The 23,768-nt window shown below is 45.3% G+C and carries 21 protein-coding genes and 1 other annotated feature; of the genes, 12 read left to right on the top strand and 9 right to left on the bottom strand.

The window, feature by feature from the left end:
• Window positions 1-68 precede the first annotated feature (68 nt).
• Together ccpA and ABRS97_RS01635 are read left to right on the top strand one after the other, a co-directional pair.
• Entirely contained in the window at window positions 69-1,073 is a 1,005-nt protein-coding gene (ccpA, locus tag ABRS97_RS01640; RefSeq protein WP_367811150.1) for a catabolite control protein A, read from the top strand.
• A gap of 108 nt (window positions 1,074-1,181) precedes the next feature.
• Window positions 1,182-1,883 (top strand): 5'-methylthioadenosine/adenosylhomocysteine nucleosidase, encoded by a 702-nt coding sequence (locus tag ABRS97_RS01635; RefSeq protein ID WP_367811397.1) that lies wholly within the window; start codon window positions 1,182-1,184, stop codon window positions 1,881-1,883.
• A gap of 130 nt (window positions 1,884-2,013) precedes the next feature.
• On the opposite strand, the gene ABRS97_RS01630 is transcribed toward ABRS97_RS01635, so the two are convergent.
• Both ABRS97_RS01630 and ABRS97_RS01625 read right to left on the bottom strand, forming a co-directional pair.
• Window positions 2,014-3,201, bottom strand: coding sequence for an acetoin utilization protein AcuC (locus tag ABRS97_RS01630; protein WP_367811149.1), 1,188 nt, complete (start codon window positions 3,199-3,201; stop codon window positions 2,014-2,016).
• A 60-nt stretch (window positions 3,202-3,261) separates the two neighbouring features.
• Window positions 3,262-3,900, bottom strand: coding sequence for a GNAT family N-acetyltransferase (locus tag ABRS97_RS01625; RefSeq protein ID WP_367811148.1), 639 nt, complete (start codon window positions 3,898-3,900; stop codon window positions 3,262-3,264).
• A 253-nt stretch (window positions 3,901-4,153) separates the two neighbouring features.
• On the opposite strand from ABRS97_RS01625, the gene acsA reads away from it, so the two are divergent.
• Window positions 4,154-5,878 (top strand): acetate--CoA ligase, encoded by a 1,725-nt coding sequence (gene acsA / locus ABRS97_RS01620; RefSeq protein WP_367811147.1) that lies wholly within the window; start codon window positions 4,154-4,156, stop codon window positions 5,876-5,878.
• Window positions 5,879-5,978: 100 nt separating this feature from the next.
• Here acsA and ABRS97_RS01615 read toward each other — a convergent pair whose 3' ends face one another.
• Window positions 5,979-9,143, bottom strand: coding sequence for a transglycosylase domain-containing protein (locus ABRS97_RS01615; RefSeq protein ID WP_367811146.1), 3,165 nt, complete (start codon window positions 9,141-9,143; stop codon window positions 5,979-5,981).
• 124 nt (window positions 9,144-9,267) lie between these two features.
• Window positions 9,268-9,546: a binding site (T-box leader), on the top strand.
• 50 nt (window positions 9,547-9,596) lie between these two features.
• Between ABRS97_RS01615 and tyrS the strand changes: the two genes are divergently transcribed.
• Window positions 9,597-10,859, top strand: a complete 1,263-nt coding sequence (tyrS, locus tag ABRS97_RS01610) for a tyrosine--tRNA ligase (protein ID WP_367811145.1) — start codon at window positions 9,597-9,599, stop codon at window positions 10,857-10,859.
• 53 nt (window positions 10,860-10,912) lie between these two features.
• Here tyrS and rpsD read toward each other — a convergent pair whose 3' ends face one another.
• Entirely contained in the window at window positions 10,913-11,512 is a 600-nt protein-coding gene (gene rpsD, locus ABRS97_RS01605) for a 30S ribosomal protein S4 (protein ID WP_367811144.1), read from the bottom strand.
• A 356-nt stretch (window positions 11,513-11,868) separates the two neighbouring features.
• Here rpsD and ABRS97_RS01600 point away from each other — a divergent pair, with 356 nt between their 5' ends.
• The 4 genes from ABRS97_RS01600 to ABRS97_RS01585 all read left to right on the top strand — a co-directional run bounded on the left by ABRS97_RS01600 (window position 11,869) and on the right by ABRS97_RS01585 (window position 15,500).
• Window positions 11,869-13,857 (top strand): sensor domain-containing diguanylate cyclase, encoded by a 1,989-nt coding sequence (locus ABRS97_RS01600; protein WP_367811143.1) that lies wholly within the window; start codon window positions 11,869-11,871, stop codon window positions 13,855-13,857.
• Window positions 13,858-14,064: 207 nt separating this feature from the next.
• Window positions 14,065-14,730, top strand: a complete 666-nt coding sequence (locus tag ABRS97_RS01595) for a TVP38/TMEM64 family protein (RefSeq protein ID WP_483312405.1) — start codon at window positions 14,065-14,067, stop codon at window positions 14,728-14,730.
• 111 nt (window positions 14,731-14,841) lie between these two features.
• Window positions 14,842-15,090: an HPr family phosphocarrier protein gene (locus tag ABRS97_RS01590; protein WP_367811141.1), complete on the top strand. Its 249-nt coding sequence runs from the start codon at window positions 14,842-14,844 to the stop codon at window positions 15,088-15,090.
• Window positions 15,091-15,212: 122 nt separating this feature from the next.
• Entirely contained in the window at window positions 15,213-15,500 is a 288-nt protein-coding gene (locus tag ABRS97_RS01585; RefSeq protein ID WP_367811140.1) for an Fpa/YlaN family protein, read from the top strand.
• Between the two features lie 20 nt (window positions 15,501-15,520).
• Here the strand turns inward: ABRS97_RS01585 and ABRS97_RS01580 are convergent, their stop codons facing one another.
• On the bottom strand, window positions 15,521-16,231 hold the full coding sequence (locus ABRS97_RS01580; RefSeq protein WP_367811139.1) for a DUF2642 domain-containing protein: 711 nt from the start codon (window positions 16,229-16,231) through the stop codon (window positions 15,521-15,523).
• Between the two features lie 391 nt (window positions 16,232-16,622).
• Window positions 16,623-17,315, bottom strand: coding sequence for a DUF6897 domain-containing protein (locus ABRS97_RS01575; RefSeq protein WP_367811138.1), 693 nt, complete (start codon window positions 17,313-17,315; stop codon window positions 16,623-16,625).
• Between the two features lie 327 nt (window positions 17,316-17,642).
• Between ABRS97_RS01575 and ABRS97_RS01570 the strand changes: the two genes are divergently transcribed.
• Window positions 17,643-18,026: a hypothetical protein gene (locus tag ABRS97_RS01570; protein WP_367811137.1), complete on the top strand. Its 384-nt coding sequence runs from the start codon at window positions 17,643-17,645 to the stop codon at window positions 18,024-18,026.
• Between the two features lie 124 nt (window positions 18,027-18,150).
• Window positions 18,151-19,203, top strand: coding sequence for a CotH kinase family protein (locus tag ABRS97_RS01565; RefSeq protein WP_367811136.1), 1,053 nt, complete (start codon window positions 18,151-18,153; stop codon window positions 19,201-19,203).
• Window positions 19,204-19,241: 38 nt separating this feature from the next.
• On the opposite strand, the gene cax is transcribed toward ABRS97_RS01565, so the two are convergent.
• Window positions 19,242-20,288, bottom strand: a complete 1,047-nt coding sequence (gene cax / locus ABRS97_RS01560) for a calcium/proton exchanger (protein WP_367811135.1) — start codon at window positions 20,286-20,288, stop codon at window positions 19,242-19,244.
• Window positions 20,289-20,454: 166 nt separating this feature from the next.
• Between cax and ABRS97_RS01555 the strand changes: the two genes are divergently transcribed.
• Entirely contained in the window at window positions 20,455-20,832 is a 378-nt protein-coding gene (locus ABRS97_RS01555) for an Asp23/Gls24 family envelope stress response protein (RefSeq protein ID WP_367811134.1), read from the top strand.
• Window positions 20,833-20,860: 28 nt separating this feature from the next.
• Here ABRS97_RS01555 and ftsW read toward each other — a convergent pair whose 3' ends face one another.
• Window positions 20,861-22,030, bottom strand: a complete 1,170-nt coding sequence (ftsW, locus tag ABRS97_RS01550; protein WP_367811133.1) for a putative lipid II flippase FtsW — start codon at window positions 22,028-22,030, stop codon at window positions 20,861-20,863.
• Window positions 22,031-22,043: 13 nt separating this feature from the next.
• Window positions 22,044-22,391: a YugN family protein gene (locus ABRS97_RS01545; protein WP_367811132.1), complete on the bottom strand. Its 348-nt coding sequence runs from the start codon at window positions 22,389-22,391 to the stop codon at window positions 22,044-22,046.
• A gap of 203 nt (window positions 22,392-22,594) precedes the next feature.
• On the opposite strand from ABRS97_RS01545, the gene ABRS97_RS01540 reads away from it, so the two are divergent.
• Window positions 22,595-23,764 (top strand): M20 family metallopeptidase, encoded by a 1,170-nt coding sequence (locus tag ABRS97_RS01540; RefSeq protein WP_367811131.1) that lies wholly within the window; start codon window positions 22,595-22,597, stop codon window positions 23,762-23,764.
• The last annotated feature ends 4 nt before the right edge of the window (window positions 23,765-23,768 follow it).

Here is a 23,768-nt window from a genome sequence, read left to right as displayed (position 1 = left end):
TAATTTGTCGTATCATAACGGTAATATGATAGGATCGCAGAATACTTTTGAATATGGAGAGAGTAACCGTGACCGTAACCATTTATGATGTAGCTAGAGAAGCAGGAGTTTCGATGGCGACCGTTTCGAGGGTTGTTAACAACAATCCGAATGTGAAGCCACAGACACGAAAAAAGGTTTTTGAAGCGATTGAACGGCTCGGTTATCGCCCAAATGCGGTGGCAAGAGGTCTCGCAAGCAAGAAAACAACGACAGTCGGCGTTGTGATTCCCGATATCTCGAATTCCATTTTTGCAGAAGTGGCGCGCGGAATTGAAGATATTGCGAATATGTACCATTATAATATTATTTTGTGTAACGCGGATAAGAAGAAAGAGAAAGAAATCCGTGTGATTAATACGCTGCTCGAAAAGCAAGTGGATGGACTTCTGTTCATGGGCGGCGTGGTGACGGAGGATCATATTCAAGCCTTCCGCACATCATCCGTTCCTGTCGTGCTATGTGGAACGAAAGATGAGAACCAAACGATGCCTTCCGTTGATATTGATCATGAGAAGGCGGCATTTGATGCTGTGAATGTGCTGATTGCAGGCGGTCATCGTGATATTGCAATGATTTCTGGAACGCTGCAAGATCCGGCGAATGGGTTCGCACGGTACCAAGGCTACAAAAGAGCTTTGGAGACTGCCGGTATTCCAGTTCGCGATGAATATGTGCGTATCGGTAACTACCGATATGAATCCAGTGTGGATGCTGTGAACTACTTCTTGGAGCAGTCGCCTCGACCAAGCGCGATCTTCTCGGCTACGGATGAAATGGCGATCGGCGCTATTCATACGATCCAAGATAACGGTCTCAAGGTCCCGCAGGATATTGCAGTCATTAGTGTTGATAATATCCGGATGGCTTCGATGGTGAGACCAACTTTGACAACGGTCGCTCAGCCTATGTACGATATTGGTGCCGTATCCATGCGTCTGTTGACGAAGTTGATGAACAAAGAGTCTACAGATAATATGCAAGTTGTATTGCCGCATGAAATCATTTACCGTCATTCAGTGGCTCAAGCGTAAGGAGCCATTGCATTGCGGATTCAAAAGATAACCTCTAAACGTGGTCGTTCATTCGTGAATGTTTGCGATAGAGGTTTTCTCATGTACAGAAGGGAAAGTGATATAGGGATGACATGGAATAAAATAGCGCTCATCGGGGCGATGAACGAGGAAATCGAGTTTTTACTTTCACATATGCAAGATATAAAAGAGTCGACGAAAGCGGGAATCTTGTTTCGGGAAGGCAGCTACTTCAATAAACAAGTCGTCGTTTGCCGTACGGGTGTCGGGAAAGTCAATGCTGCGGTAACGACGCAAATTTTGATTGATCAGTTTGGGGTAGAAGCCATTATTTTCACAGGCGTGGCAGGTGCGCTTGATCCTCAATTGAATATTGGCGACATCGTTGTGTCCAGTGAATGCTTGCAGCATGACATGGATGTGACGGCGCTTGGCTTTCCGCGCGGTGTTATTCCATATGAAGCCAAATCGGTATTTGAAGCAGACAGCAAGCTGGTTGAGCTTGCGTCAGCATCTGGGGAAAGACTTTTTGCCGGCAAGGTTAAACGGGGGAGAGTATTATCCGGCGACCAGTTTGTAGCCAGCCGGGATATCGTTGCTAAGCTGCACGAGGAGCTTAATGGTGTTTGTGTGGAGATGGAGGGAGCTTCAGTCGCTCAAGTGTGCTCCATGAACGATACTCCTTATGTGGTTATCCGGTCCATGTCGGATAAGGCTGATGGATCCGCTCACGTGAATTTTGCTGAATTTACGGTGCAAGCTTCGGAGAATTCCTATAAAATGGTTGAGGATATTGTCAAGCACCTTTAATGGTTGCTGACCAAAAGTGAAAAGCTCAGGACGCGCCCTCCCGGCGTGATCCTGAGCTTTTTTCCTACATCTAATATACTTCAGACTCCCGAGGTGGTTCATCTTCAAAAGCAAATCGGGAGAGGCTTCCTTATTTTAAGTACATCATAGCAAGTTCTTTTGTTTGCCGATTCTTCTCTTCGATTACTTGGCGCCTTGGAATGGGCGTCCAGGCATCTACAGGATCCAGCCACGTATTGGGCAGCTGGATCGGGCTCTTGCTCTGCCATGCGTCCAGCCACACCTGGGGCAGTTGCAGCTGGGGTTTCGCATCCAGCTGGTGAAGAACTTCCTGCTCGCTCATAACGAGCCAGAGCAGGCTCCAAGCCCGCGGCACGACACGCCAGATGTCGTACCCGCCGCCCCCGAGCGCGATCCAGCGCCCTTCGCACCATTGGTGCGATAGAGAGTGGATGAGCTCGGGCATGGCTTTGTACACGCGCATGGAGCAGTGCACATGCGCAAGCGGATCGAAAGCATGGGCATCGCACCCGTGCTGCGAAATAATGACATCCGGCTGGAAGCGGGCTACAGTTTCGGTGAGCACCTCACCGAAGCACTCCAGCCATGACTCATCCTCGGTGTAGGGCTCCACCGGCATGTTAATCGTCGTACCGAACGCATCGCCTTCGCCGCGTTCGTTCACAGCGCCTGTGCCGGGGAACAAATATTTCCCCGTCTCATGAATAGACAGCGTGCATACCTGGGGATCAGCGTAGAAGTTCCACTGTACGCCATCCCCATGATGCACGTCCGTATCAACGTACAGCACCTTCGCGCCGTACGTCTCTTTGACATGCGCAATCGCCGCAGAAGCGTCGTTGTAAACGCAAAAGCCCGCACCCTTGCTGTGCAGCGCATGGTGCAAGCCGCCGCCCAGATGGAGGGCGTGCGGGGCGGCGCCAGACATCACCAGCTCCGCTGCGGTGATGGAGCCTCCAACGACGTTCGCCGTGATGTCGTGCATCCCGGCGAAGTACGGCGTGTCGTCGGTGTCGAGTCCGAAGCGTGCCGCTTCCTGGACCCACCGTTCCTCCGGCACGGCGCTGCTAAGCGCTTTCACCGCTTCAATGTAAGCGGGTGCATGAACCCTCAGCAGCTCCTCATCTGTTGCTGGCCGCGGCAACCTCAGCGCACTGTCCGGGAGCGCTCCGGCTTTGCGCAACAGGTCGACTGTCAGGAGAAGCCTGTCCTGATTAAACGGGTGCTCCTCGTTAAATTTATATTGAATTTCTTGATCGTCATAGATGAAGACGGGATTGAACGCTTGCTTATTCATGTCGAATTATTCCCCCAGAATCGCTTGCATGGCCTGTTAGGAAGCATTATGGCACATGGATTAATACATGAATCGCTGCTGAAAACGAATGCGGTCAAACTGCTCAGCAGAAGATAGAGGCACATTCTTGCCGATACGAACCATCAGGCAGTTGGCCGGGTGTGAACAAATCTCGGGGTCATCGGTAGCGAACCACACCATATCGACGGATTTCATCAGCTTTTCCATCATTTGGCGATATTCCCACACCGTCAGCCCGCTCTTTTCCAAATCCCAATGCCAATAATATTCCGTTGTGAAACAGATAACATTTTCAAGCTGGTCATCCTTGAAGGCAAGCTGGATCATTTTTTTTCCTAATCCCAAAGACCGGTATTCGTCCGCAACTTCAATGGCCCCGAGCTCGATCAGATCTGGCATATGCCCTTGCGACCAACGTTCAATTTCATCCGGATAATGAAAAGTGACATACCCGACGATCGTCGATCCGTCTCTTGCTAATAGAATACGTCCTTCAGGCAATTGTGTGATCTCAATAAGAGCTTCTAACTGCTCTTTTGGCCTTCGGAAAGCATCCAATTTTACATGCATGGATAATTCCTGCAGACTTTCTGGCGAGACAGGCCCTTCTATGATAATTTCAGGTTGATCCGGAGCAGCGCGAAAGCTGTGCGAGTGATATTTTTTAATATGCTGCATAACCTAAGCTCTCCTTTTGAAAAACAGCATGAGTAAAGTTTCCTTTTCCATTCGGTCATCATATATATTACCATAAAAGAAAGGATAAGGTTTCGGATTATCGAAAACAACTTTGATGGCTGTAAACCCGTATTGGGCATAGGCGAAAAATTATCGTTGTGATATAATAGAATATATCAAAAAGCGATCACATTTTGCGTGAAAAGATCAATAAAATGAAAGCGGTTAAAACTGTGAGGAGGGCTTTACGAACATGGATCAAATGAAAGTGGAACTTATTGAAGCGGTATCCCCTAACCCGAATATGAACAGCTATGAGCAAACTCGTGCGAATTTTAATTGGAATGAAGTTGAGACGAGCTTTTCCTGGTCCCAAACCGGCAAAGTAAATTTGGCATATGAGGCGATTGATCGGCATGCGGATACCGCTAAAGGTGACAAGGTTGCGCTTTATTACAGCGACAATCAACGCGAGGAAGCTATCACATTTGCGCAAATGAAAGCGAAATCAAATCAGTTTGGCAACGTGTTGCGTGACCTGGGTGTCGGTAAAGGAGAGCGTGTGTTTATTTTCATGCCTCGGACACCTGAACTGTATTATGCTTTACTCGGTACGATTAAGGTAGGCGCTGTTGTAGGCCCTCTTTTTGAAGCATTCATGGAAACGGCGGTAAGAGACCGCTTGGAAGACAGCGCTGCGGTTGCGATTGTGACGACGCCAAGCCTATTGTCCCGCGTTCCAGTTTCTGAACTGCCTCATCTGAAACATGTCATTCTGGTTGGCCAGGATATTGAGCCCGCTGAGGGACAAGTTGACTATTTCGCCAAAATGGAGGGAGCTTCGACCGACCTGGAAATCGAATGGGTGGATCGTGAAGACGGTCTCATCATTCATTACACGTCAGGATCCACAGGCAAGCCCAAAGGTGTCTTCCATGTTCACAATGCGATGATTCAGCATTATTTTACAGGTAAAATCGTTTTGGATTTGCAAGAAGATGATATCTATTGGTGTACAGCGGATCCAGGTTGGGTAACGGGTACTTCTTACGGTATTTTCGCACCTTGGCTGAACGGCGCAACGAATGTTATTCGCGGGGGCCGCTTTAGCCCGCAGGATTGGTACAATACGATACAGAAATATGGTGTAACGGTCTGGTACAGTGCTCCTACGGCATTTCGCATGCTGATGGGTGCTGGCGATGAGGTGGTCAAGCAATTTGATCTGTCTTCGCTTCGCCACGTATTGAGTGTGGGAGAGCCTCTGAACCCGGAAGTGGTGCGTTGGGGACTTAAAGTATACAATCAACGTATTCATGATACGTGGTGGATGACGGAAACAGGAGGGCAATTGATCTGTAATTATCCTTCCATGGCAATCAAGCCAGGATCAATGGGACGGCCTATTCCTGGCGTTGACGCCGCCATCATCGACGATTCCGGCAATGTATTGCTTCCTTATCGCATGGGCAACCTGGCTATCAAGACGCCTTGGCCGTCCATGATGCGCAAAATTTGGAATAATCCTTCCAAATACGAAGAATATTTCCGGTTAGATGGCTGGTATGTTTCAGGGGATTCAGCTTACCAAGATGAGGATGGTTACTTCTGGTTCCAAGGGCGCGTCGACGATGTCATTAACACGTCTGGCGAACGCGTTGGACCTTTCGAGGTCGAGAGCAAGCTGGTAGAGCATCCAGCGGTAGCTGAAGCCGGGGTTATCGGCAAGCCTGATCCTATGCGTGGTGAGATCATTAAAGCATTCATCGCTCTTCGTGAAGGCTATTCACCTTCGGATGAACTCAAAGCGGATATTTCCAAATTCGTCAAAGAAGGGCTGTCTGCCCATGCAGCGCCTCGGGAAATCGAGTTCAAAGATAAACTGCCTAAAACGCGAAGCGGAAAAATTATGCGCCGCGTACTGAAGGCGTGGGAGCTTAATTTGCCAACAGGCGATTTATCGACAATCGAAGATTAATTGTATTCAAAGCATCCCTTTCTGACCGCAAACGGTGGTTAGAAAGGGATTTTTGTTATGTGCATGCAAAAAAGACCCGAATTCCCGGGTCTTTTGCGTCTTATTTGTTATAGGCGATTGAATTGGATGCTTTAGATTCGCCGGCTTCATTTATTGCCGTTATTTTATAATAGCCGTTATAGGCAGCAGCATAATAATGAAATTCGGTTGCATCCTTCACAGAACCTAACTTCGTATAGGGGCCTTTTTCTTTATCGCTGTAGTAGACATAATACTGTTTGACCTTTTCTTTGGGGGAGTTTGCTTTCCAGGTAAGATTAAGGCCAGCACCGTCTTCTTTGGCTTTAACACCGGTTGGTGCGGAAGGCAGATCTTTGATGCTATTATGTGCTTCTCCGCCAGGATTGGTGGCGTTTGTGCTGTTGCCAGAGCCTGTAGAACCGTCGGTGCTGCCACCGTTGTTAATAACAGTTCCAGAGTTCGTATTTCCTGGTATCTGACTGCCGTCGCCCGGTGGAACAAATAAAGTATCTATTGAGCTTCCATCTGTATATACAGAGCGGCTTGGTGCAGACTCTTTCCCGGCGACATCCACAGCTGTTACATAGTAGCCCATTAAACTGGAAGCAGGCACTTGATCTACGAACTTCGTTTCAGCCCCAGCCAGAACCACTCTGCCGCCCAATAATTGAAATTTACCATGGTTGTCAGAACGATAGAAGCGATACCCAACCAGATCGGGGTTAGGGCTTGCCTGGAAGGTCACGACTGCCGTATCGCCAGATTTCGTTGCGACAACAGTTGTAGGAGTTTCCGGCGCTTTGCCGTCGTCGACGCGAGGATCCGTTTCTGATGGAGCATCGTCGTCATAATCCGATGGCTTGTAATTGTCGATCGGTTTCCTGCTTTTCTCTGGAAGCTTGCTCATTGCGTCCTGCACTTCTTTTAACAACTGGCTAATTGATTTTTGTCTTTTAATTACCGTTTTCTCTTGTACGAAATCAGCTGGCGTACTGTCTTGTGCCAAATAATTGAGACCGTTATACGAGCTGATTTTGGCGTTCACCATGACATTGTCTTCTTCGCTTGGCACATACTTTTTATTGAAAATATCAGTGGTCACAAGGTTGGATTTGCTCGTTAACTCATTCGGCAGCTTGCCAGAAATGCTGGAAACTGTGGCGGATACAATGCCATCGGGTTTTTCGAACGTTTTGGTAGGGAACAGATTTGGCTTTTGCTCGATCGTACTGTTCATAATCAGTGCCCAAATATCTTTGGCATGATACGTTTGCAGCGTTTTGGATGACAACTTGTTAACCGGTTGATCGTAGCCAATCCACACACCAACAGTGATATCGGGCGTAAAGCCCATGAACCAGGCGTCCGCATCGTCTTGCGTTGAACCGGTTTTTCCTGAAATTTCTATTTTCCCGTAGGACTTATACTTCTTCATTAGATCTGTTGCCGTACCTTGGCTAATGACCGTTTTCATCATATCCGTAATGAGATATGCAGATTGCTCTGAGTATACTTGCGTTGGTTTTTGCTCATGTTCATAAATAATGTTACCGTTCGAATCTTTAATGGTGCGGATCATGAACGTTTCATTGAATACGCCTTTGTTCGGGATAGAAGCGTAAGCGCCAGTCAAATCCTTCACGGATGTGCCTCGGCTTAGACCGCCAATAACACCGGTTTGCGCATAATAATCTTCTTTCTGTATCGAAGTGATGCCTAATTTTTTGGCAAAGTCCCAAGCCTCATCGATGCCGACTTTATTCAGAAACAGGTCTATGGCAGGAATGTTGTAAGACTGGTTTAAAGCCCTTCGTGCTGTCATTAAACCGTGAAACTTATGATCCCAGTTTTCTGGAATATGGAAACCCTTGGTGCCATCTTTTAAGATAATCGGCACATCATCCAGTACGCTTGCCGGCTGGATTGCTCCTTTTTCCAAAGCCGGAATGTAGGCGGCAATCGGTTTCATGGTAGAACCGGGCTGTCTATAAGCTTGTGTCGCGTGATTAAGCTGTTCGTCAAAGAAATTGCGGCCTTCAATCATGCCCTTTATCTCGCCATTCTTACTGTCAATCATGATGGCGCCGACTTGCTCAATGCCTTTTTTCTCATCGGTCGGAGCGAAGTTTTTTGCATTGCCGGCAATATCATGCATCGAGTCATAAATGGTTTTGTCAATCGTTGTATAAATTTGATACCCGCCACGCAGCAGTTGGGTTTGTACACCTTTCAACGCTTCATTATAGGCCGCTTGATTTTTCTTGGGATCGAGATCCGGCTTCTGGATTTTGAGCAGGATTTCTGCGGCTTCTCTTTCCGTTTCGATCATGAGATAAGGATACGTTGTGTAGGCCTTCTGAGAAGCAGTCGGCATGGATGCATGAAGATCAAATTTCAGTGCATCTTGATATTGTTCATTTGTAATTTTCTTTTCCTCTAACATCCGTTTCAGAACAAGCTGTTGGCGAGTGACGGCGCGTTTGAAGCCATCCTCATCAAATTCTGGCTTGCTCGTGAATGCGGAGTACTGTGACGGCAGTTGGGGCAAGCCGGCCAGGTAAGCTGCTTGCGCCAAGTTTAACTTGGCTAGGTCATCGATATTAAACAAGCCTTTGGCTGCAGCTTTGATCCCATACAGATTGTAGCCGGTAGCGCCATTCCCATAAGGGATTTTGTTTAAATACGCAAGGAGGATTTCATCCTTCGACATCAGTCGTTCCATGCGCAGAGCAAGCAGCAACTCCCGTGCTTTCCGTCCGTCGTCGCGATCCAGCGTTAGAAATACTCGTCTGGCTAACTGTTGTGTAATGGTACTTCCGCCTGTTTGCACATCTTCGTTCAAAAGTTTCTGGGTGACAGCGCGGTACAAGCCGCGGAAATCAATCCCTTTGTGGCTGTAGAAATCCTTGTCTTCAATGGATAACACAGCGTCCAGCACGACTTGCGGGATATCTGCCAGGGCAACAAGCCGCCTGTCCTCTTCTGTACGTAATTGGCCGATGATGGTATCGTCATTGAAGTAGGCAAAGCCAGTGACTGCATTTTCTTGAATTTGCTGGCGAATCGATTCTTGTGTGCGCACAGGGTCTTTTTTGACAAGTGCGCTAACGTATCCGAATGCCGCGGAGCCGCCTATCAGGCCGGCTAAGAAGGCGGCAATGATGCACCATTTCAAAGTGATCCAGGTTACTTTAAATGTTGTCCGCACCCAAGGACGATTCCATTTGGCAAAAATATTACGCATAAGTTCCAATTTCCTCCTAACATGAACGGGTATATTATACCATAATTGCTTCTTTAGCGGTAATGATGAAGAAAAGCTGCGACCGCGCCGTTTGACAACGATACAATCCTGTGATATAAATTGTACAAATGCGTGGATGGATCAGCAGTAGGTAGCTTGCGGATGCTTTCAGAGAGCCGGTGGAGGGTGCGAACCGGTACCTGCGGGTTAGTGAATTACGGTCTTGAGCAGCAATTGGGAACCTGCAGCATTGCGCTGCGGCAGTAGCATTTGCCGGGTAAGCCCCGTTAACGGTTGTCGAGTGAAAATAGTTAGCCGGGGTATATAACGGTTTTGTTATATAAGTACGCAGCTGCTGTTTTAATTAGGGTGGTACCGCGAGTCAAGTCTTCTCGTCCCTTTGTGGATGTGAAGGCTTTTTTGTATTTTTTTAGAAAAGGGAGATGGATGTTAATGAGTATTTTGCAGGATCTAGAGTTTCGCGGCTTGCTTCATCAAATTACGGATCGGGAGGGTCTGGACAAAAAGCTCAATGAGGAGAGAGTTACCCTCTACTGCGGTTTCGACCCAACGGCGGATAGCTTGCATATAGGCAGCTTGCTCCCGATATTGACATTGCGGAGATTCCAGCTTGCCGGCCATATTCCTTTGGCACTCGTAGGCGGCGGTACTGGCTTAATTGGCGATCCCAGCGGCAAAGCAAATGAACGCACGTTGAATGGGCCTGAGGTCGTTGTCGCGTGGTCTCAGAGTATTAAAAATCAGCTATCGCGTTTTCTGGATTTTTCAGAGCAGTTGGACAATCCAGCTCAATTAGTGAATAACTATGACTGGCTGGGTTCCCTGAATGTGATTGAATTCTTGAGAGATGTAGGTAAAAACTTTACGGTCAATTACATGCTAGCAAAAGATTCAGTGGACTCTCGGATCACGAAGGGGATTTCGTTCACGGAATTCAGTTACATGATCCTGCAATCGTATGATTTCCTAAAGTTAAACGAAACTAAAAACTGTTCCTTGCAAATTGGCGGAAGTGATCAGTGGGGAAATATTACTGCGGGGCTGGAGTTAATCGGAAAAACAACGGACAAGCGCGCTTATGGTGTGACGCTTCCGCTCGTAACCAAAAGTGACGGACAGAAGTTCGGTAAAACCGAAGGCGGAGCGATCTGGCTGGATGCAGCGAAAACATCACCATACCAATTCTATCAATTCTGGGTGAATACGGATGATAACGATGTGGTTCGTTTCCTCAAATACTTTACGTTCATCAGTCATGACGAAATTGCGCGTTTGGAAGAAGAAGTGAAGGGGCAACCGGAGAAAAGGGAAGCGCAAAAAGTGCTTGCCCGCGAAGTCACAAAACTTGTGCACGGCGAAGAGGCCTTGCAAAGTTCGCTCAATATTACTGCGGCCTTGTTTAGCGGTAATCTGCAAGAGCTTTCTCGTACAGAGATTGAAGAGGCATTCAAGGATGTTCCGTCGACGACTTTGGAGCAGGAAGATATTCCGCTTGTTGATTTGCTGATTTCGGTAGGTGCAGCGCCTTCCAAGCGTCAAGCGCGTCAAGATATTGAGAGCGGTGCTGTTACGGTTAACGGTGTGCGAATCACACAGGTTGAAGCAATAGCAAACGAGCTAGGCAAACTCGGGGGATCGTACTTGATCGTTCGCCGAGGCAAAAAGAACTACTATCTCGTTCAATTTGCGAACTAACAATATGAGCTAAAGAAACCCCCTCAGGGTAATCCCTGAGGGGGTTATTGTGATTAACGGCTGTAGAACTCGACGATTTGTTTCTCGTCAATTTCTTGTGGCAATTCAGAACGTTCTGGCAAACGGATGTACTTGCCTTCTACGCCAGCCTCGTTGAATTCGAGGTAAGTAGGAAGGTAGTTACGGTTAGCAAGAGCTTCTTTAACAGTTGAAAGACCTTTGCTTCTTTCGCGAAGCGCGATCACGTCGCCAGTAGATACAGTGTAAGATGCGATATCTACTTTTTTGCCGTTCACAGTTACGTGACCGTGAGCAACCAATTGACGAGCGCCTGCACGTGAGTTGGAAAGACCTAGACGGTAAACCAGGTTGTCCAGACGGCTTTCCAGCAAGATCATGAAGTTTTCACCGGAGATACCTTTAAGCTTGGAAGCTTTGTCGAACAAGTTGCGGAACTGTTTTTCGCTCAAACCGTACATATGACGAAGCTTTTGTTTTTCTTGCAATTGAACGCCATAACCGCTCATTTTTTTGCGTTGTCCTGGACCGTGCTGGCCTGGTGGGAAAGGACGTTTCAAATCTTTACCATTACCGCTCAAGGAAATACCAAGACGACGGCTTAATTTAAATTTAGGACCTGTATAACGTGACATGTAGGAAAAACTCCTTCTTTTTACATAGTAGTTAGTGAACTGCATCTAAGATGTCGGGGTGAAGCGTTGTGCCTGGTTTTGCTTACGAATCTTTTCTGTTGAGATTCCCTGGCAAGAGTAGTTCAGCCGCTGTCTTGGCAGGAGCAAAAGCAGTGAGGGTGACACAAATGGCATTCACCGAAATCATGTTAGTACTCGACTTCTAATTTTATTAAAAAGAGTCGGGCATGTCAAGTCTCATTCCATAGATGGGATACGAAAAAGTAGTGCAATAAGCTCAGAAAAATAGTATGATAATGGTTGTGTATATGATGAAAGAAAACTAGTTTGCAGTCTGTCGGTAAAAGGAGAAGGCCATGAGCGAATCACTTCGTAGCAGTAAACAACATAGTTATACTAAGCACTTCGAAGATTTCCTTCGTCAAGGACTTGTTCTTTCAAACAGTTTTCCTGTTGTTGGTCAGGATATCCGACAGGCGCTGCAAGATGCTTTAGTTTTTTGGAAGAATGACGTTGGTTTAGTTATGATTCCCCAGCAAACGGCGCTGTTATGCGTTAATTTGGATCTTGAAGTCGTTTTTAATTACTCGAATGCAATCTCTCTTGCCACTCATCTGTTGACGAGAGGCACCTCATGGAGCCACATGGTTAGAGGGGATAATCCTTTTGCACGCTGTGCCGAGTCTGCAACGCTCCAGCACATGTCGTGTGAAGAAATGGGAGCAACTGAATTGCAATCGGCATCAAGCGCAGCAATTCCAGTGAGAGATGCACAAAATAATCTCATTGGATATTTGGGACTATTGACCCAATCTAATGTAGAGCCTGATGAGATTACAAATTTATTTTATACATTAGCAGTTTCCATTAACAGCTACATGCAGGTGTTAATGGAACGTAATAAATACGAACAGTTAATGGAACAAAATAAGCAAAGTGAACGGGATTTCAAGAAACAGAATGTGTTGTTCGAGGCATCGAAAAAGCTGCATGCCAAAATCGATGTGGATTCGGTTTTGACTGAGGTTATTGAGAGCATCTACAATGTGTATCCGGATATTCAAGTTGATTTGTTGTTGTCTCAGGATAATACCAGTACGAATTTGCCTGTAAAACCGCTGAATTTTCAAAGTTTAGATGACGACATTTGTACCCGCGCTTTTATGGAAGGACATCTTATTTTCCAACCCGATAAAGTATCTGCAACGTCTAGCGCAGCCAATATTGCTGTTCCGCTGTCAGGGAAGCAAGGGGTTTATGGGGTGTTGCACCTGCAGTTCGAGTCACACTTCGTGGATGATTCCGATTTGCAATTTATTTCGCTGTTAGCGGATACGGCAGGCTCTGCTTTCGAAAACGCAAAGCTTTACGAGCAGTCTAATTTACTTATTAATGAGCTTCGATTGATTAATGAAATTACAAAGCAATTGAATCAAAGTTTAAGACTTAACGAAATTTTTAATTTTGCGTCCAGTGAGTTATTGACGATATTTGGCGCAGATTACTGCTGTATTCTGCAAACGGATCCGATTAGCGAGCATTTGATTGTACAAGCCAGCAATTTACCCATGATGTTTCAAGAGAGTTTTACGCTTGATCAAGGCTTTTCAGGACTTATTTATACAACGAAAGAACCGGTTATCATTTCTGATTATTGGGCCAATTCCAAAGTCGATTCCAAATTGATGCAAGTTACGAATTGCCGATCGCTGATTGGTTCGCCCATTCTTGTGAATGGAGAGGTGGTCGGGGTCATTCTCGTTGTGCACAATAAGCCAAATTTTTTCTCCTATGATAATTACAAGCTGCTTCAGGTGTTGTCAGGGCATATCGGGCTCGCCATGACCAATGCTTCACTCCACGCAGAAGTAAGAAGAATGGTCATTACAGATAACTTGACTGGGCTCTATGTTCGGCATTATTTAGACGAGCAGGCTAATATGATGCAGAAGAAAGATTTCTGCGGTTCGCTTATTGTTGTTGATATAGACAATTTCAAACGGGTCAATGACACATACGGTCATCAAGTAGGAGATAAAATATTAATCCAAGTCAGTCAGATCATTAAATCAAGCATTCGCGACAGTGATATCGCGGCGAGATGGGGCGGAGAAGAGCTTGCGGTCTATTTGCCACAAGTAGCTAAGGATCAGACGCTTCGTATCGCGGAGCGAATCCGAGTGCGTGTTCAGGAAGAGACGAGTCCTCAGGTGACGGTTTCCTGCGGGGTATCGGATTGGAACTGGGAAGAAGACAAGATTAGTGTGGAGTCACTCTTCTATCGGGCAGATATGGCGCTATATCAAGCCAAAAATAACGGCCGTAACCGCATTCAAGCCGGTTAATTCAGAAGCACTTGTCGTAGGACAGTGCTTTTTGTTTTGTAGTGCTTCCCGTTGCACTCATAATTTGACAGCGGAAGGGAATCCTGTAGCAATGAAAGACTGGGCAAGAATACGCTTCCCAGATCCCTCTTCCTGAAGCTTGGTTAACATGGTACAATAGTTGGGTCAAAGGGAAGGGATGGTCGAAAGTTGTCAGTATTTAGAAGAATGCGTTTTTTGAAAATCGGAATTGCACTCATTTTACTTGTGAGTTTGCTTTATTTTTTGTTCTTCCATCCAGTGGGCATTAAGCTTACGCATAGCAATATGAGGCAGCTGTCTGAACACCTAAGAGATCTTGGTTGGATAGGAAAAGGCATCGGCATGGCATTGATTTTTTTTCAAACATTTTTTCCGTTTATTCCGTTTGTGCTTATCGCAGGAACGAATGTCGCGATTTTCGGTATTAAATGGGGCTTTGTTGTCAACTATGTGATGTCTTGTCTGGGGGCAATTGCTTCTTTTTATTTTGCGCGTTATTATGGACATGCTTGGGTGGAGAAAAAGTTGCAAAAGTTTCCGCTTGTTACGCAGTTTAGTGAGCGTATGGAGAAGCAAGGCTTTTTTTATGTATTTATCGGTAGGCTCATTCCAATTCTGCCATCCTCTGCGATAAATTTTGCAGCTGGTCTTACGCGTATGCGCTTTTCTCAGTTTCTATGGGGAACTATAATCGGCAAACTTCCCATTGTTTTTCTGGAATCGATGATTGCCCATGACTTGTTTCATTTTCAGAAATACAAAGGCAGGCTATTGTTGCTTTTGGCTGTTTTCGTTGTTTTAATACTAATTGGTAACGGTGTGAAGAAAGTGCTTACATCGAGTCGGAAGTAGGACTTCTTCACAAAAAATAGAGGAAATTTTTAGTTGCGCTTTCCTACCTATCCAAGTTATCATATAGGAAGCAAGGCAACCGATATATGTGAATAAATGGAGGAATGTAACATGCCAAGTGCTAATAATGCTGCAATCGTTGAAATTTCCCAAACTGCTAACAAATTCAGATCGTCTATCGTACTTCAGTATGATAATAAGTATATCGATGTGAAAAGTATTCTTGGGTTATTCACTACTCTGCTCAGCTCCAGCAACTATGATTTGCATGTTCATGGTCCTGATGCGGAAGAAGCGAAAAAAGCTATGGCTGAAGTATTTACTAAACACAGCCTAGGCGTTAATGTTGTTGAAGATTAAGTCACACGAAAAGAAGGTATTCTCAGAATCTCTGAGGGTACCTTCTCTTGTATATTGGAGCATTTTCGCTTAATATAGATCATATAAGGACGGATGACTTAGCGTATGGGGGGAAAGTTGGAATGTCTTCATCTGATCTATTGCTTAATTTGAATCAAAAAGCGCTCAATCTTCTTCAAGAAGATGCAGATAAAATCGAAAAGCTGATCGAAGTACAAATGGAGAATTTGACAACTCGTCAATGCCCGCTGTATGAGGAAGTTTTAGATACGCAAATGTACGGACTTTCCAGAGAAATTGATTTTGCTATTCGTGCTGGACTGATTGCTGAACTAGCGGGCAAACAAATTCTCAACAAGCTGGAACGTAATCTTGCGCAGCTGTATGAAGCGCTTAATGCCAAAAAATAAAAATGACGCCCACAGGGGCGTCATTTTTTGTCTGTGCGTCCTAGATGAGCATCTTCTTTGCGAGAGGATGGCAGATGAATGGTTTTTACATGTTCTGAATGCAAAATGGCTCTTCCATAAGCGGTATCAAGCTCTAGAACCGGATAGTTGAATGACTGTAAAAGCCCAATTTTACTCGGATTCTCGCCTAGATCCATAACAACAAACATACCTTCGAGCTTTTTCAACTGTTGTTCGAATGTGCGCGAGAGCGTAACATGGGAGGGTTGAACCAAGAAATATTCTGGTTTCAATGAATAGGGTGTTGTATCAGGCGGATAGGGAATTACATATTTGACATGCTGCATCGAAATGAAGATGGTGTGAAAGACAGGCGAATGAAAAGCAAAATAATCATTCATAATGTGGGTTAAATAGCCATGAATGGTTTGATTGCCGGTAATATAAATTTCAATAAACATGCCTTTGGCGTTCATTAGCATTTTCCGATAGGAGATAGAGGCGGACTGCATCTCCAAGGGAGATTCGGTCGATGTGATCGCAGAAAGTGTCGATGACGTATCTAGTCTCAAATATTGTAAATGGATGGACGGAATATAGTAGAAATGCATCTCATTATGGATGACTAGAAGATCACTGCCCACGTCAATTAAAACCCCTTTTAAGGGTGTATTTATCCCCGAAATAGCTAACTCAACGTGCTTTCCAATAAAAATACTTAAATTATCCATACTTATACCTCCTTTCAACGAAAGAGCATATTCCAGAAGTAAAGTGAGTTTAGAGTGAGAAGCCAATGAAACAAGAAGAAAAGAGACTTAATTGAATGTATGTTCGCGACAATTTGAATTTCACCTATTAGATGCCAAGAAGAGGAACAATCCCCGCGGAAATCAGAATGGTAGCACCGATTGCCGGAGGGATTGCTTCATACCTTTAAGTCTGTGCAATAGCCAGACATTTGTTGTGTTCATCTAATACGGGGAATAGGTTGTGCAGGGGATTCAGTGCCTTTTTATTTCGGGGTAAGTGGGGCTGAAGTGTAAAAGAAAGGGGGACGTCATGTTAACAGGGATAGTATGTGTATGCTCCCCTCAGTTGGGCATGCTTCTCTAGTAAAGATTAGATTTTGCGAGCTTTTTTCCACAACGCTTTTATGGCTGATTTTCTAGCGGCTGATGTTTTGGCCGAAGAGCTCTTATTGCTGGAACTTTTATTCGAAGAGCCGTTAGATGAGCTTTTGTTGGAGCTATTTTTATTCGAAGAGCTCTTGTTGGAAGAGTTGCTATTTGATGAGGATTTGTTGCTGTTATTTTTATTGTTGTTGTTGCTGTTATTGTTATTACTGTTATTATTGCTGTTGTTGTTATTGTTATTGTTATTATTGTTTTTGTCTTGTTTGTTGATGACATTGATACTTTTGATGTGGAAGACAGGAACTTGAATGACTTCATCTTTGACTACAAGCAGTAAATAGTCGGATGAAATATCTGCGATAAAGCCTTCGTATTTTTCGGGGCCGCCGCGGTTGATTTGAACAAAGTTGTGTCTCAACTGATGCAATAGTGAATTGAAGTTATATGCGGATACATGACTAGCAGTAGTTTGGTAGGTGCTGTTAGTGCTGCTAGCACTGTTTTTTGTGTCACTTATGCTTTTGATATGCTGGAGTTGAATATAAGCAACGCCATCTTGCGTTTGAAGGACCAAGAAATCCTGTGAAATGTTAACCAGCAAGCCTGTGGTAGCATCAGGGCCACCTCGATTGATTTTTACTTCTTTACCATATAATTGACTTAAATAGTTGATACTCATTTTGTCATTTCCCCTTCCAGGAATGTGGTTTTTAATAGACTTCTCGAATCGTATTGACGGTAGCTTTTCTATATAACTAATGAAGCAGCTACATAGTCTGTCACCTCCTAGCAAAATATCATTGATGTTCGTTTGTAATATAAGTATATGTATCAGGTAAAGTGATGGTACTAGATAGCAATCTATTTTATTGAACTTCCACACTTAAATTCTTTGCATGCAAGAATAGATAGATATAATATTTTACGCTCTACCAACCAATGTCTATATCCAACGAAAGGCTCGACTCATAGAATATCCTAATAAACAATTAGGAGGTTTTTCTAAATGATGGCTTTCGTATCAAAGAAAGAAAATAAATCAGAAGTTAATGAAACCAATGAGAAAAATGCAAAGGCAAACAAATCGCAAGGCGGCAAATCGGGAGGCGACAAATCGCAAGGCGGCAAATCGGGAGGCGACAAATCGCAAGGCGGCAAATCGGGAGGCAACAAATCGCAAGGCGGCAAATCGGGAGGCAACAAATCGCAAGGCGGCAAATCGGGAGGCAACAAATCGCAAGGCGGTAAATCGGGAGGCAACAAATCGCAAGGCGGTAAATCGGGAGGCGACAAATCGCAAGGCGGCAAATCGGGAGGCAGCAGAGCACAGGGTGACAGAGCGAAAGGCGGCAAATCAGGAGGCAGCAGAGCACAAGGCGACAGAACGTAAGCAAATTGATTAAAAATGGTACAAGTGCCGTGACTGCGGCTAGTCCGGATGAATAGAGTAAATTAGCATAAAAAGCCTATCCATAACGGATAGGCTTTTCATTATGTAGAAAAGGCGGTGTCACATGTTACCGACCAGGCATTTAGTCATTCACGATCAACAGCTGGCTTTGTTGAACAAAGATGTGTGGAGCGATCAATTCGTGAACGCTTTTCTAATAAGCAATGGCATAAGCGAGTCCATTAAAGTTCGTTATCGAGGTGGACATACGCGCGAATATCACAAAAAATCATACGAAATGATAAGAGGGGGAAGAACCTATCATTTAAATGCTGAGTATGATGACCCCTCTATGATTCGAAATGCGCTATCTTTTCGATTCTTTCGAAGTATCGGCGTGCCAAGTCCGCATACGCAGCACTGTCAATTAAAACTAAATGGCGAAAATAAAGGCGTATACCTGGAAATAGAAGCCGTAGATTGGAATTTTTTTAAACGCAGGCAGATTCATGCGCACTCACTTTTCTACGCAGTCAACGACAGTGCTGATTTTTGGCTGATTAACCCGAACACCAAGAGGAAAAAGAAAACTTTGTTAGAGGGCTATAAACTAATCATTGGAAAAAGCCAGCATAAAACTGAACTTCAAGGGTTTATTTCCCAAATTAATGCGCGGTCAAACAAATCACTTTTTCATTATTTGAACGCTCATCTGGATGTGGACAATTATTTGAAGTGGTTGGCGGGTGCCGTATGTACGGGGAATTTTGATGGTTTTGATCAGAACTATGCGATCTATCTTCATAAGCCGAGCAAGTTGTATCGTATTATTCCATGGGATTACGAGGGGACTTGGGGACGGAACTGCTATGGGAAGGTATGCGGCAGTGATTTGGTGAGAATCACCGGCTATAATCGTTTAACCCGAAAGCTGTTGGAATTTCCGAGTATTAGGCAGCGGTATAAACAAATACTTGTTTCGATTTTAAGCACTTCCTTTACAAGGAAAAACTTGGCGCCCGTCATTAACGAGCTACATGAAAGTGTAGCTCCGTATATGGCCTATGACTTTGAACGAAAATGGCCGTACTCGGAATTTACTGACGAACCGCAATTGATCCTTAATTATATCAGAGAGAGACGGAAAATTATTTTACGTGATCTAAAGAAACTGTAAAAAAACCAAATGCCGGAAGCATTTGGTTGGGATAGAGGCTATACGAGGAAGAATACAACTCCCAGGATGATGTATACAACGAGCAGCAGGAGTCCTTCATACCAGTTCGTGGAACCATCCTGCGAAATCGATTTGGTGATGAACACGGCAACTGCGATAGCTGCAAGTTCGTAAGTAGAGAATACGATGTTCATCGGTGTGCCGCCCATGAAAAAGCTGACAAGCACAAGGACAGGAGCAACAAACAAAGCAATTTGCAACGAGCTTCCGATTGCGATCTCGACGGCTGCTCCCATTTTATTTTTCATGGCCATCATGACAGCAGCACTATGTTCAGCCGCATTGCCGATAATGGCGATTAGGAAGGCTCCGACGAAGAGCTCGGACAGTCCGAATTGGTGCGTTACTTCCTCTAATGTTCCGACCAGCCACTCACTTGTAAAGGCAACCATGACGGTGGCAACAATAAGGAAGATGATGGAGGTCGACTTGGACCATGCCGCTTCACCATGCTCTACAGCTTCATCAGAAAGTACATTCTTGTGAGTGACCATGGAGAACAGGAGCCACAGCAGGTAAGCGACTACAAGTAGAACCGCAACGATCATGCTCATCGACGATGTTTCTTTGGTCGTAAGACTGCCGGCAAATACGGCTGGGATGAACAAAGCGATGACCCCAAGAAGCATTAAGGATGAATTGTGGGAGGCGAGCTTGACATTGAAGAATTGTTCTTTGAATTTCAAGCCGCCTGCGAACACGCTTAGACCGAGGACGAGCAATAAATTTCCGATAATCGATCCAGTCAAGCTGGCTTTTACAACATCAAACATCCCGTCTTTGACCAGGAATATGGCAATAATCAATTCAGCTGCATTCCCGAACGTCGCATTGAGGAATCCGCCTACCCGTTCCCCGGCATAGTGAGCTACGCTTTCTGTTGCTTTACCGAGAAAACCAGCCACGAAAATGACCGCTATGGCGGAAATAACGAATTGGAGGGTATGGTTCCAGTTCGCATAATGAGCGACTGCACTGAGCGCGAATGTTACAATTAAACCTACATAAAACAATTTCCCTTTCAAATCTAACCCTCCGACTGTGTAAAATGTAAAGTGGCATTTTTTTACTTCTTTAAATATACAGATTTTGTCGCGTAATGTAAATTCGTTTTCTATGAAACTGCAGTTCTTGCTTTCATCATATGAACTTATTACAATGGATCTATAACATGTTTAGGGAGTGATCCGTATGTCCGAAGACAATCAAACCGGTTTAATTCGTATTTCTGATGACGTAGTATCGACTATCGCAGGACTTGCAGCCCTGGAAACACCAGGAATTGCAGGTATGTCGGGAGGCATTTCGGAGGGCCTGGCTAAACGGCTAAGCGGCAAAAACGTACAAAGAGGCGTCTCTGTAGAGGTTGGTCAAGTAGAAGCAGCCATCGATCTTCGAGTTATTGTCAATTACGGTTCCCGTATTCAGGATGTATGCCGGGATCTTCAGGAGAACGTTCGGGAAACGGTGGAGAATATGACGGGATTAACCGTTGTTGAAGTGAATGTGAAAGTAGAAGGCGTTGCTTTTAAAGAAGAAGATGTGGATGACCCGCACCGCGTAAAATAAGAGAAAGACCCTATCGAATTGAAATCGACTAGGGTCTTTTTTTCGTTGAGGCTTCTGATTTTCCTGTTTGCTCACGGGAGATGCTTAGCAAGACCCCCATGGAGATCAGACAGACCATCATTGACGATCCCCCTGAGGAAATGAAAGGGAGCGTTACTCCCGTCAATGGAATGGAGCTCGTTACTCCTCCGATGTTAATGAGCGCTTGGAAAGCAAACATGCCCATGATTCCCACGCCCGCTACCATGCCGAACATATCCGGACTGCGAACAGCGACGAGAATACCGCGCCAGATGAAGAGGAGGAAGATCAGAATGAATAGAGCGCTTCCGATGAAGCCAAACTCTTCTCCGATAATGGCGAAAATAAAATCGTTATGCGCTTCTGGCAAATAGTGCAGCTTCTGAATCCCTTGGCCGAAGCCAGCGCCGCTAAGCCCGCCATGGCCGAACGCATATAAGGATTGAACGACCTGATAGCCTGTATCTGAATGGTCGGAAAAAGGATCCATGAATGAGGTTAGCCGATTCATCCGGTAGCCGGGCCTATTCGCACTATCGCCCACTGCCGTGCTTGCTTTCCATACATAGATGGCAACGACCATGGTCCCGATTGCAGCGAGACCTGTCCCTAGTGTGAAGATATGCTTTAAGTTGGACCCGCCCACAATGATGACGATTGCCGAGCAAGCGAGCAGAATAAAGCAAGAACCAAGATCTGGCTGGAGCATAATCAGAAAGCTGACAAATCCGACAATGAGCAGAGCTGGAAGCAGCCCGTTCTTGAAATCCCGGAATTTCTCTTCTTTATTGCTGATGAGAGAGGCCAAATAAAGAATGACAATCAATTTGGCGAACTCTGTTGGCTGGATGCCGAATTTGCCGAAGCTGAACCAACTGGCTGCTCCATTTGCCTTTTCTGTAAAAATAACGAGCACGAGCATTACGACAATGACAAAAAAAGCGGGAATGACCAGCTTTTTAAGTTTAGTATAGTGGATATTCATACAGAGCAACATGCCAATCGAGCCTAAGCCTACGGCAATCAGCTGCTTTTTCGTAAAATACCAAGGGTCAGCCCATTTGTAGGCGCTGGTCATAGAGCTTGCGCTGAACACCATAGCCAGTCCAAAGCAGACAAGTACGAGGGTTAAAAAGAGCAGCAGAAAATCCGGCGTTCCTCTGCGAGGGGGATTCATGCCGTCTCCCCGCTTAATCCGCTAGCAAGTGTTGCAACTGAGCTAATTTTTGTTTGGAGAGTGTCATGATGGAAGCTGGGATTTCCGAATTGTAGTCCAAACCATGCGGGAACGTTTCTCTTCCTATGTATGCATCTTCCAGAAACAGGATGGCATATGGAGATTCGAGCTTGCCGGACTCAACGCGAGCGTTAACGCGCAAGAAGTAAACGGCTTTGCCGGCTGTATCTTCCATTTTGAAATCATATGTTGCACGGGTGTATTCCCATTGCCAGCGTACGAATCCGAGCTTTGTCGTAACTTCGTCCAGATGAGCAAGATCGCTTTTCAGGCCTTTTAAGCCAGTTGTTTCAATAATCACTATTTAACGCCTCCATATTGTACGTATGCATTCTTTATTCATGATAGTATGTTTCTAAAGGTTCTGCAAGTCGATAGCTGACTGTAATTTCTAATATTTGATGGCACTTTACTGATGAAACGCACGACAGAATTTGATAGAATAGGTTCTAACACAAGCAGTAAAGAGAAAAGTGAGAACATGGATAGCGGAGGATTTTCCTTATGAGCATATTGGAGAACGAATTGCGGCAATGTTATGAAGAAATGGTTGGGTGGAGACGGCACTTACACCAAAACCCCGAGCTTTCATTTCAAGAATATCGTACGGCTGAGTTTGTAGCTGCCCATTTGAGAAGCTGGGGCATCGAAGTGCGGACGCAAGTTGGAGGCAATGGCGTTGTCGGCTTGCTCCGCGGTGCCGATAATGGACCTACGGTTGCCCTTCGCGCTGACATGGATGCACTTCCGATTCAAGATGAAAAAAAATGCGAATATTCGTCACTTGTCCAAGGTGTCATGCATGCCTGCGGGCACGATGCACACACATCGACGCTGCTAGGCGTCGCTAAAGTGGCTTCTCAACATCGCGACCAGTTGAAAGGGAACCTGTTGTTCCTTTTTCAACATGCGGAAGAGACAACGCCCGGAGGCGCTAATGCAATGATCCAAGATGGGGCGCTTGACGGTGTAGATGCTGTTTTCGGTGTACATTTGTGGACGCCTTTCCCTGTCGGCCATGTTTATGCCAAAGCAGGTCCAATGATGGCAGCTCCCGATGAGTTCATTATCCGCATTCAAGGAAAAGGCGGTCATGGCGGATTGCCGCATCAGGCGATAGATAGTATTCATGTAGCTTCTCAATTGGTCGTGAATCTCCAGTCGATTGTGAGTCGCAGTGTGGATCCGATCGAGCCTTGCGTAGTAAGTATCGGGTCTTTTCATGCAGGTTCCAGCTTCAATGTGATTGCTGAGACGAGCACACTGACAGGGACGGTAAGAACGTTTAACCCGGAATTGCAAAAAGATGTGAAGGCTCGTATGGAGAGAATGGTCGATTCGACCTGCAACATGTTCCAAGCTACCTACGGTTTTGACTACAAAATGGGGTATCCGCCCGTCGTGAACGATGCCAATGAAGCAGAACGGTTCTTCAAAGTAGGAACTTCATTGTTCGGCGAAGCGTTTGTTCACGAATCTCCTCTTATTATGGCCGGCGAAGACTTCTCCTATTATTTGCACCATCGTCCAGGCTGTTATATGTTCGTAGGCGCTGGAAACGTAGAAGCCGGTATTATTCACCCGCATCATCATCCTAAATTCGATATCGATGAGCGTTCTATGCTGAACGCGGCTCGTCTGCTTTTAGGTATGGCTTTGGATTATATGGCATGAATGT

The organism is Paenibacillus tabacirhizosphaerae (assembly GCF_040812395.1).
GTDB lineage: Bacteria > Bacillota > Bacilli > Paenibacillales > NBRC-103111 > Paenibacillus_E.
The sequence above is the reverse complement of the archived record's forward strand: the minus strand, read 5'-3'. Positions and strand labels throughout refer to the sequence as shown.

Excerpts from the sequence above, each read along its gene's own strand:
- ABRS97_RS01635 (WP_367811397.1), top strand. The coding sequence starts at position 1,182 with ATGACATGGAATAAAATAGCGCTCATCGGGGCGATGAACGAGGAAATC.
- ABRS97_RS01630 (WP_367811149.1), bottom strand. The coding sequence starts at position 3,201 with ATGAATAAGCAAGCGTTCAATCCCGTCTTCATCTATGACGATCAAGAA.
- ABRS97_RS01625 (WP_367811148.1), bottom strand. The coding sequence starts at position 3,900 with ATGCAGCATATTAAAAAATATCACTCGCACAGCTTTCGCGCTGCTCCG.
- acsA (WP_367811147.1), top strand. The coding sequence starts at position 4,154 with ATGGATCAAATGAAAGTGGAACTTATTGAAGCGGTATCCCCTAACCCG.
- ABRS97_RS01615 (WP_367811146.1), bottom strand. The coding sequence starts at position 9,143 with ATGCGTAATATTTTTGCCAAATGGAATCGTCCTTGGGTGCGGACAACA.
- tyrS (WP_367811145.1), top strand. The coding sequence starts at position 9,597 with ATGAGTATTTTGCAGGATCTAGAGTTTCGCGGCTTGCTTCATCAAATT.
- rpsD (WP_367811144.1), bottom strand. The coding sequence starts at position 11,512 with ATGTCACGTTATACAGGTCCTAAATTTAAATTAAGCCGTCGTCTTGGT.
- ABRS97_RS01600 (WP_367811143.1), top strand. The coding sequence starts at position 11,869 with ATGAGCGAATCACTTCGTAGCAGTAAACAACATAGTTATACTAAGCAC.
- ABRS97_RS01595 (WP_483312405.1), top strand. The coding sequence starts at position 14,065 with ATGCGTTTTTTGAAAATCGGAATTGCACTCATTTTACTTGTGAGTTTG.
- ABRS97_RS01590 (WP_367811141.1), top strand. The coding sequence starts at position 14,842 with ATGCCAAGTGCTAATAATGCTGCAATCGTTGAAATTTCCCAAACTGCT.
- ABRS97_RS01585 (WP_367811140.1), top strand. The coding sequence starts at position 15,213 with ATGTCTTCATCTGATCTATTGCTTAATTTGAATCAAAAAGCGCTCAAT.
- ABRS97_RS01580 (WP_367811139.1), bottom strand. The coding sequence starts at position 16,231 with ATGGATAATTTAAGTATTTTTATTGGAAAGCACGTTGAGTTAGCTATT.
- ABRS97_RS01575 (WP_367811138.1), bottom strand. The coding sequence starts at position 17,315 with ATGAGTATCAACTATTTAAGTCAATTATATGGTAAAGAAGTAAAAATC.
- ABRS97_RS01570 (WP_367811137.1), top strand. The coding sequence starts at position 17,643 with ATGATGGCTTTCGTATCAAAGAAAGAAAATAAATCAGAAGTTAATGAA.
- ABRS97_RS01565 (WP_367811136.1), top strand. The coding sequence starts at position 18,151 with ATGTTACCGACCAGGCATTTAGTCATTCACGATCAACAGCTGGCTTTG.
- ABRS97_RS01555 (WP_367811134.1), top strand. The coding sequence starts at position 20,455 with ATGTCCGAAGACAATCAAACCGGTTTAATTCGTATTTCTGATGACGTA.
- ftsW (WP_367811133.1), bottom strand. The coding sequence starts at position 22,030 with ATGAATCCCCCTCGCAGAGGAACGCCGGATTTTCTGCTGCTCTTTTTA.
- ABRS97_RS01540 (WP_367811131.1), top strand. The coding sequence starts at position 22,595 with ATGAGCATATTGGAGAACGAATTGCGGCAATGTTATGAAGAAATGGTT.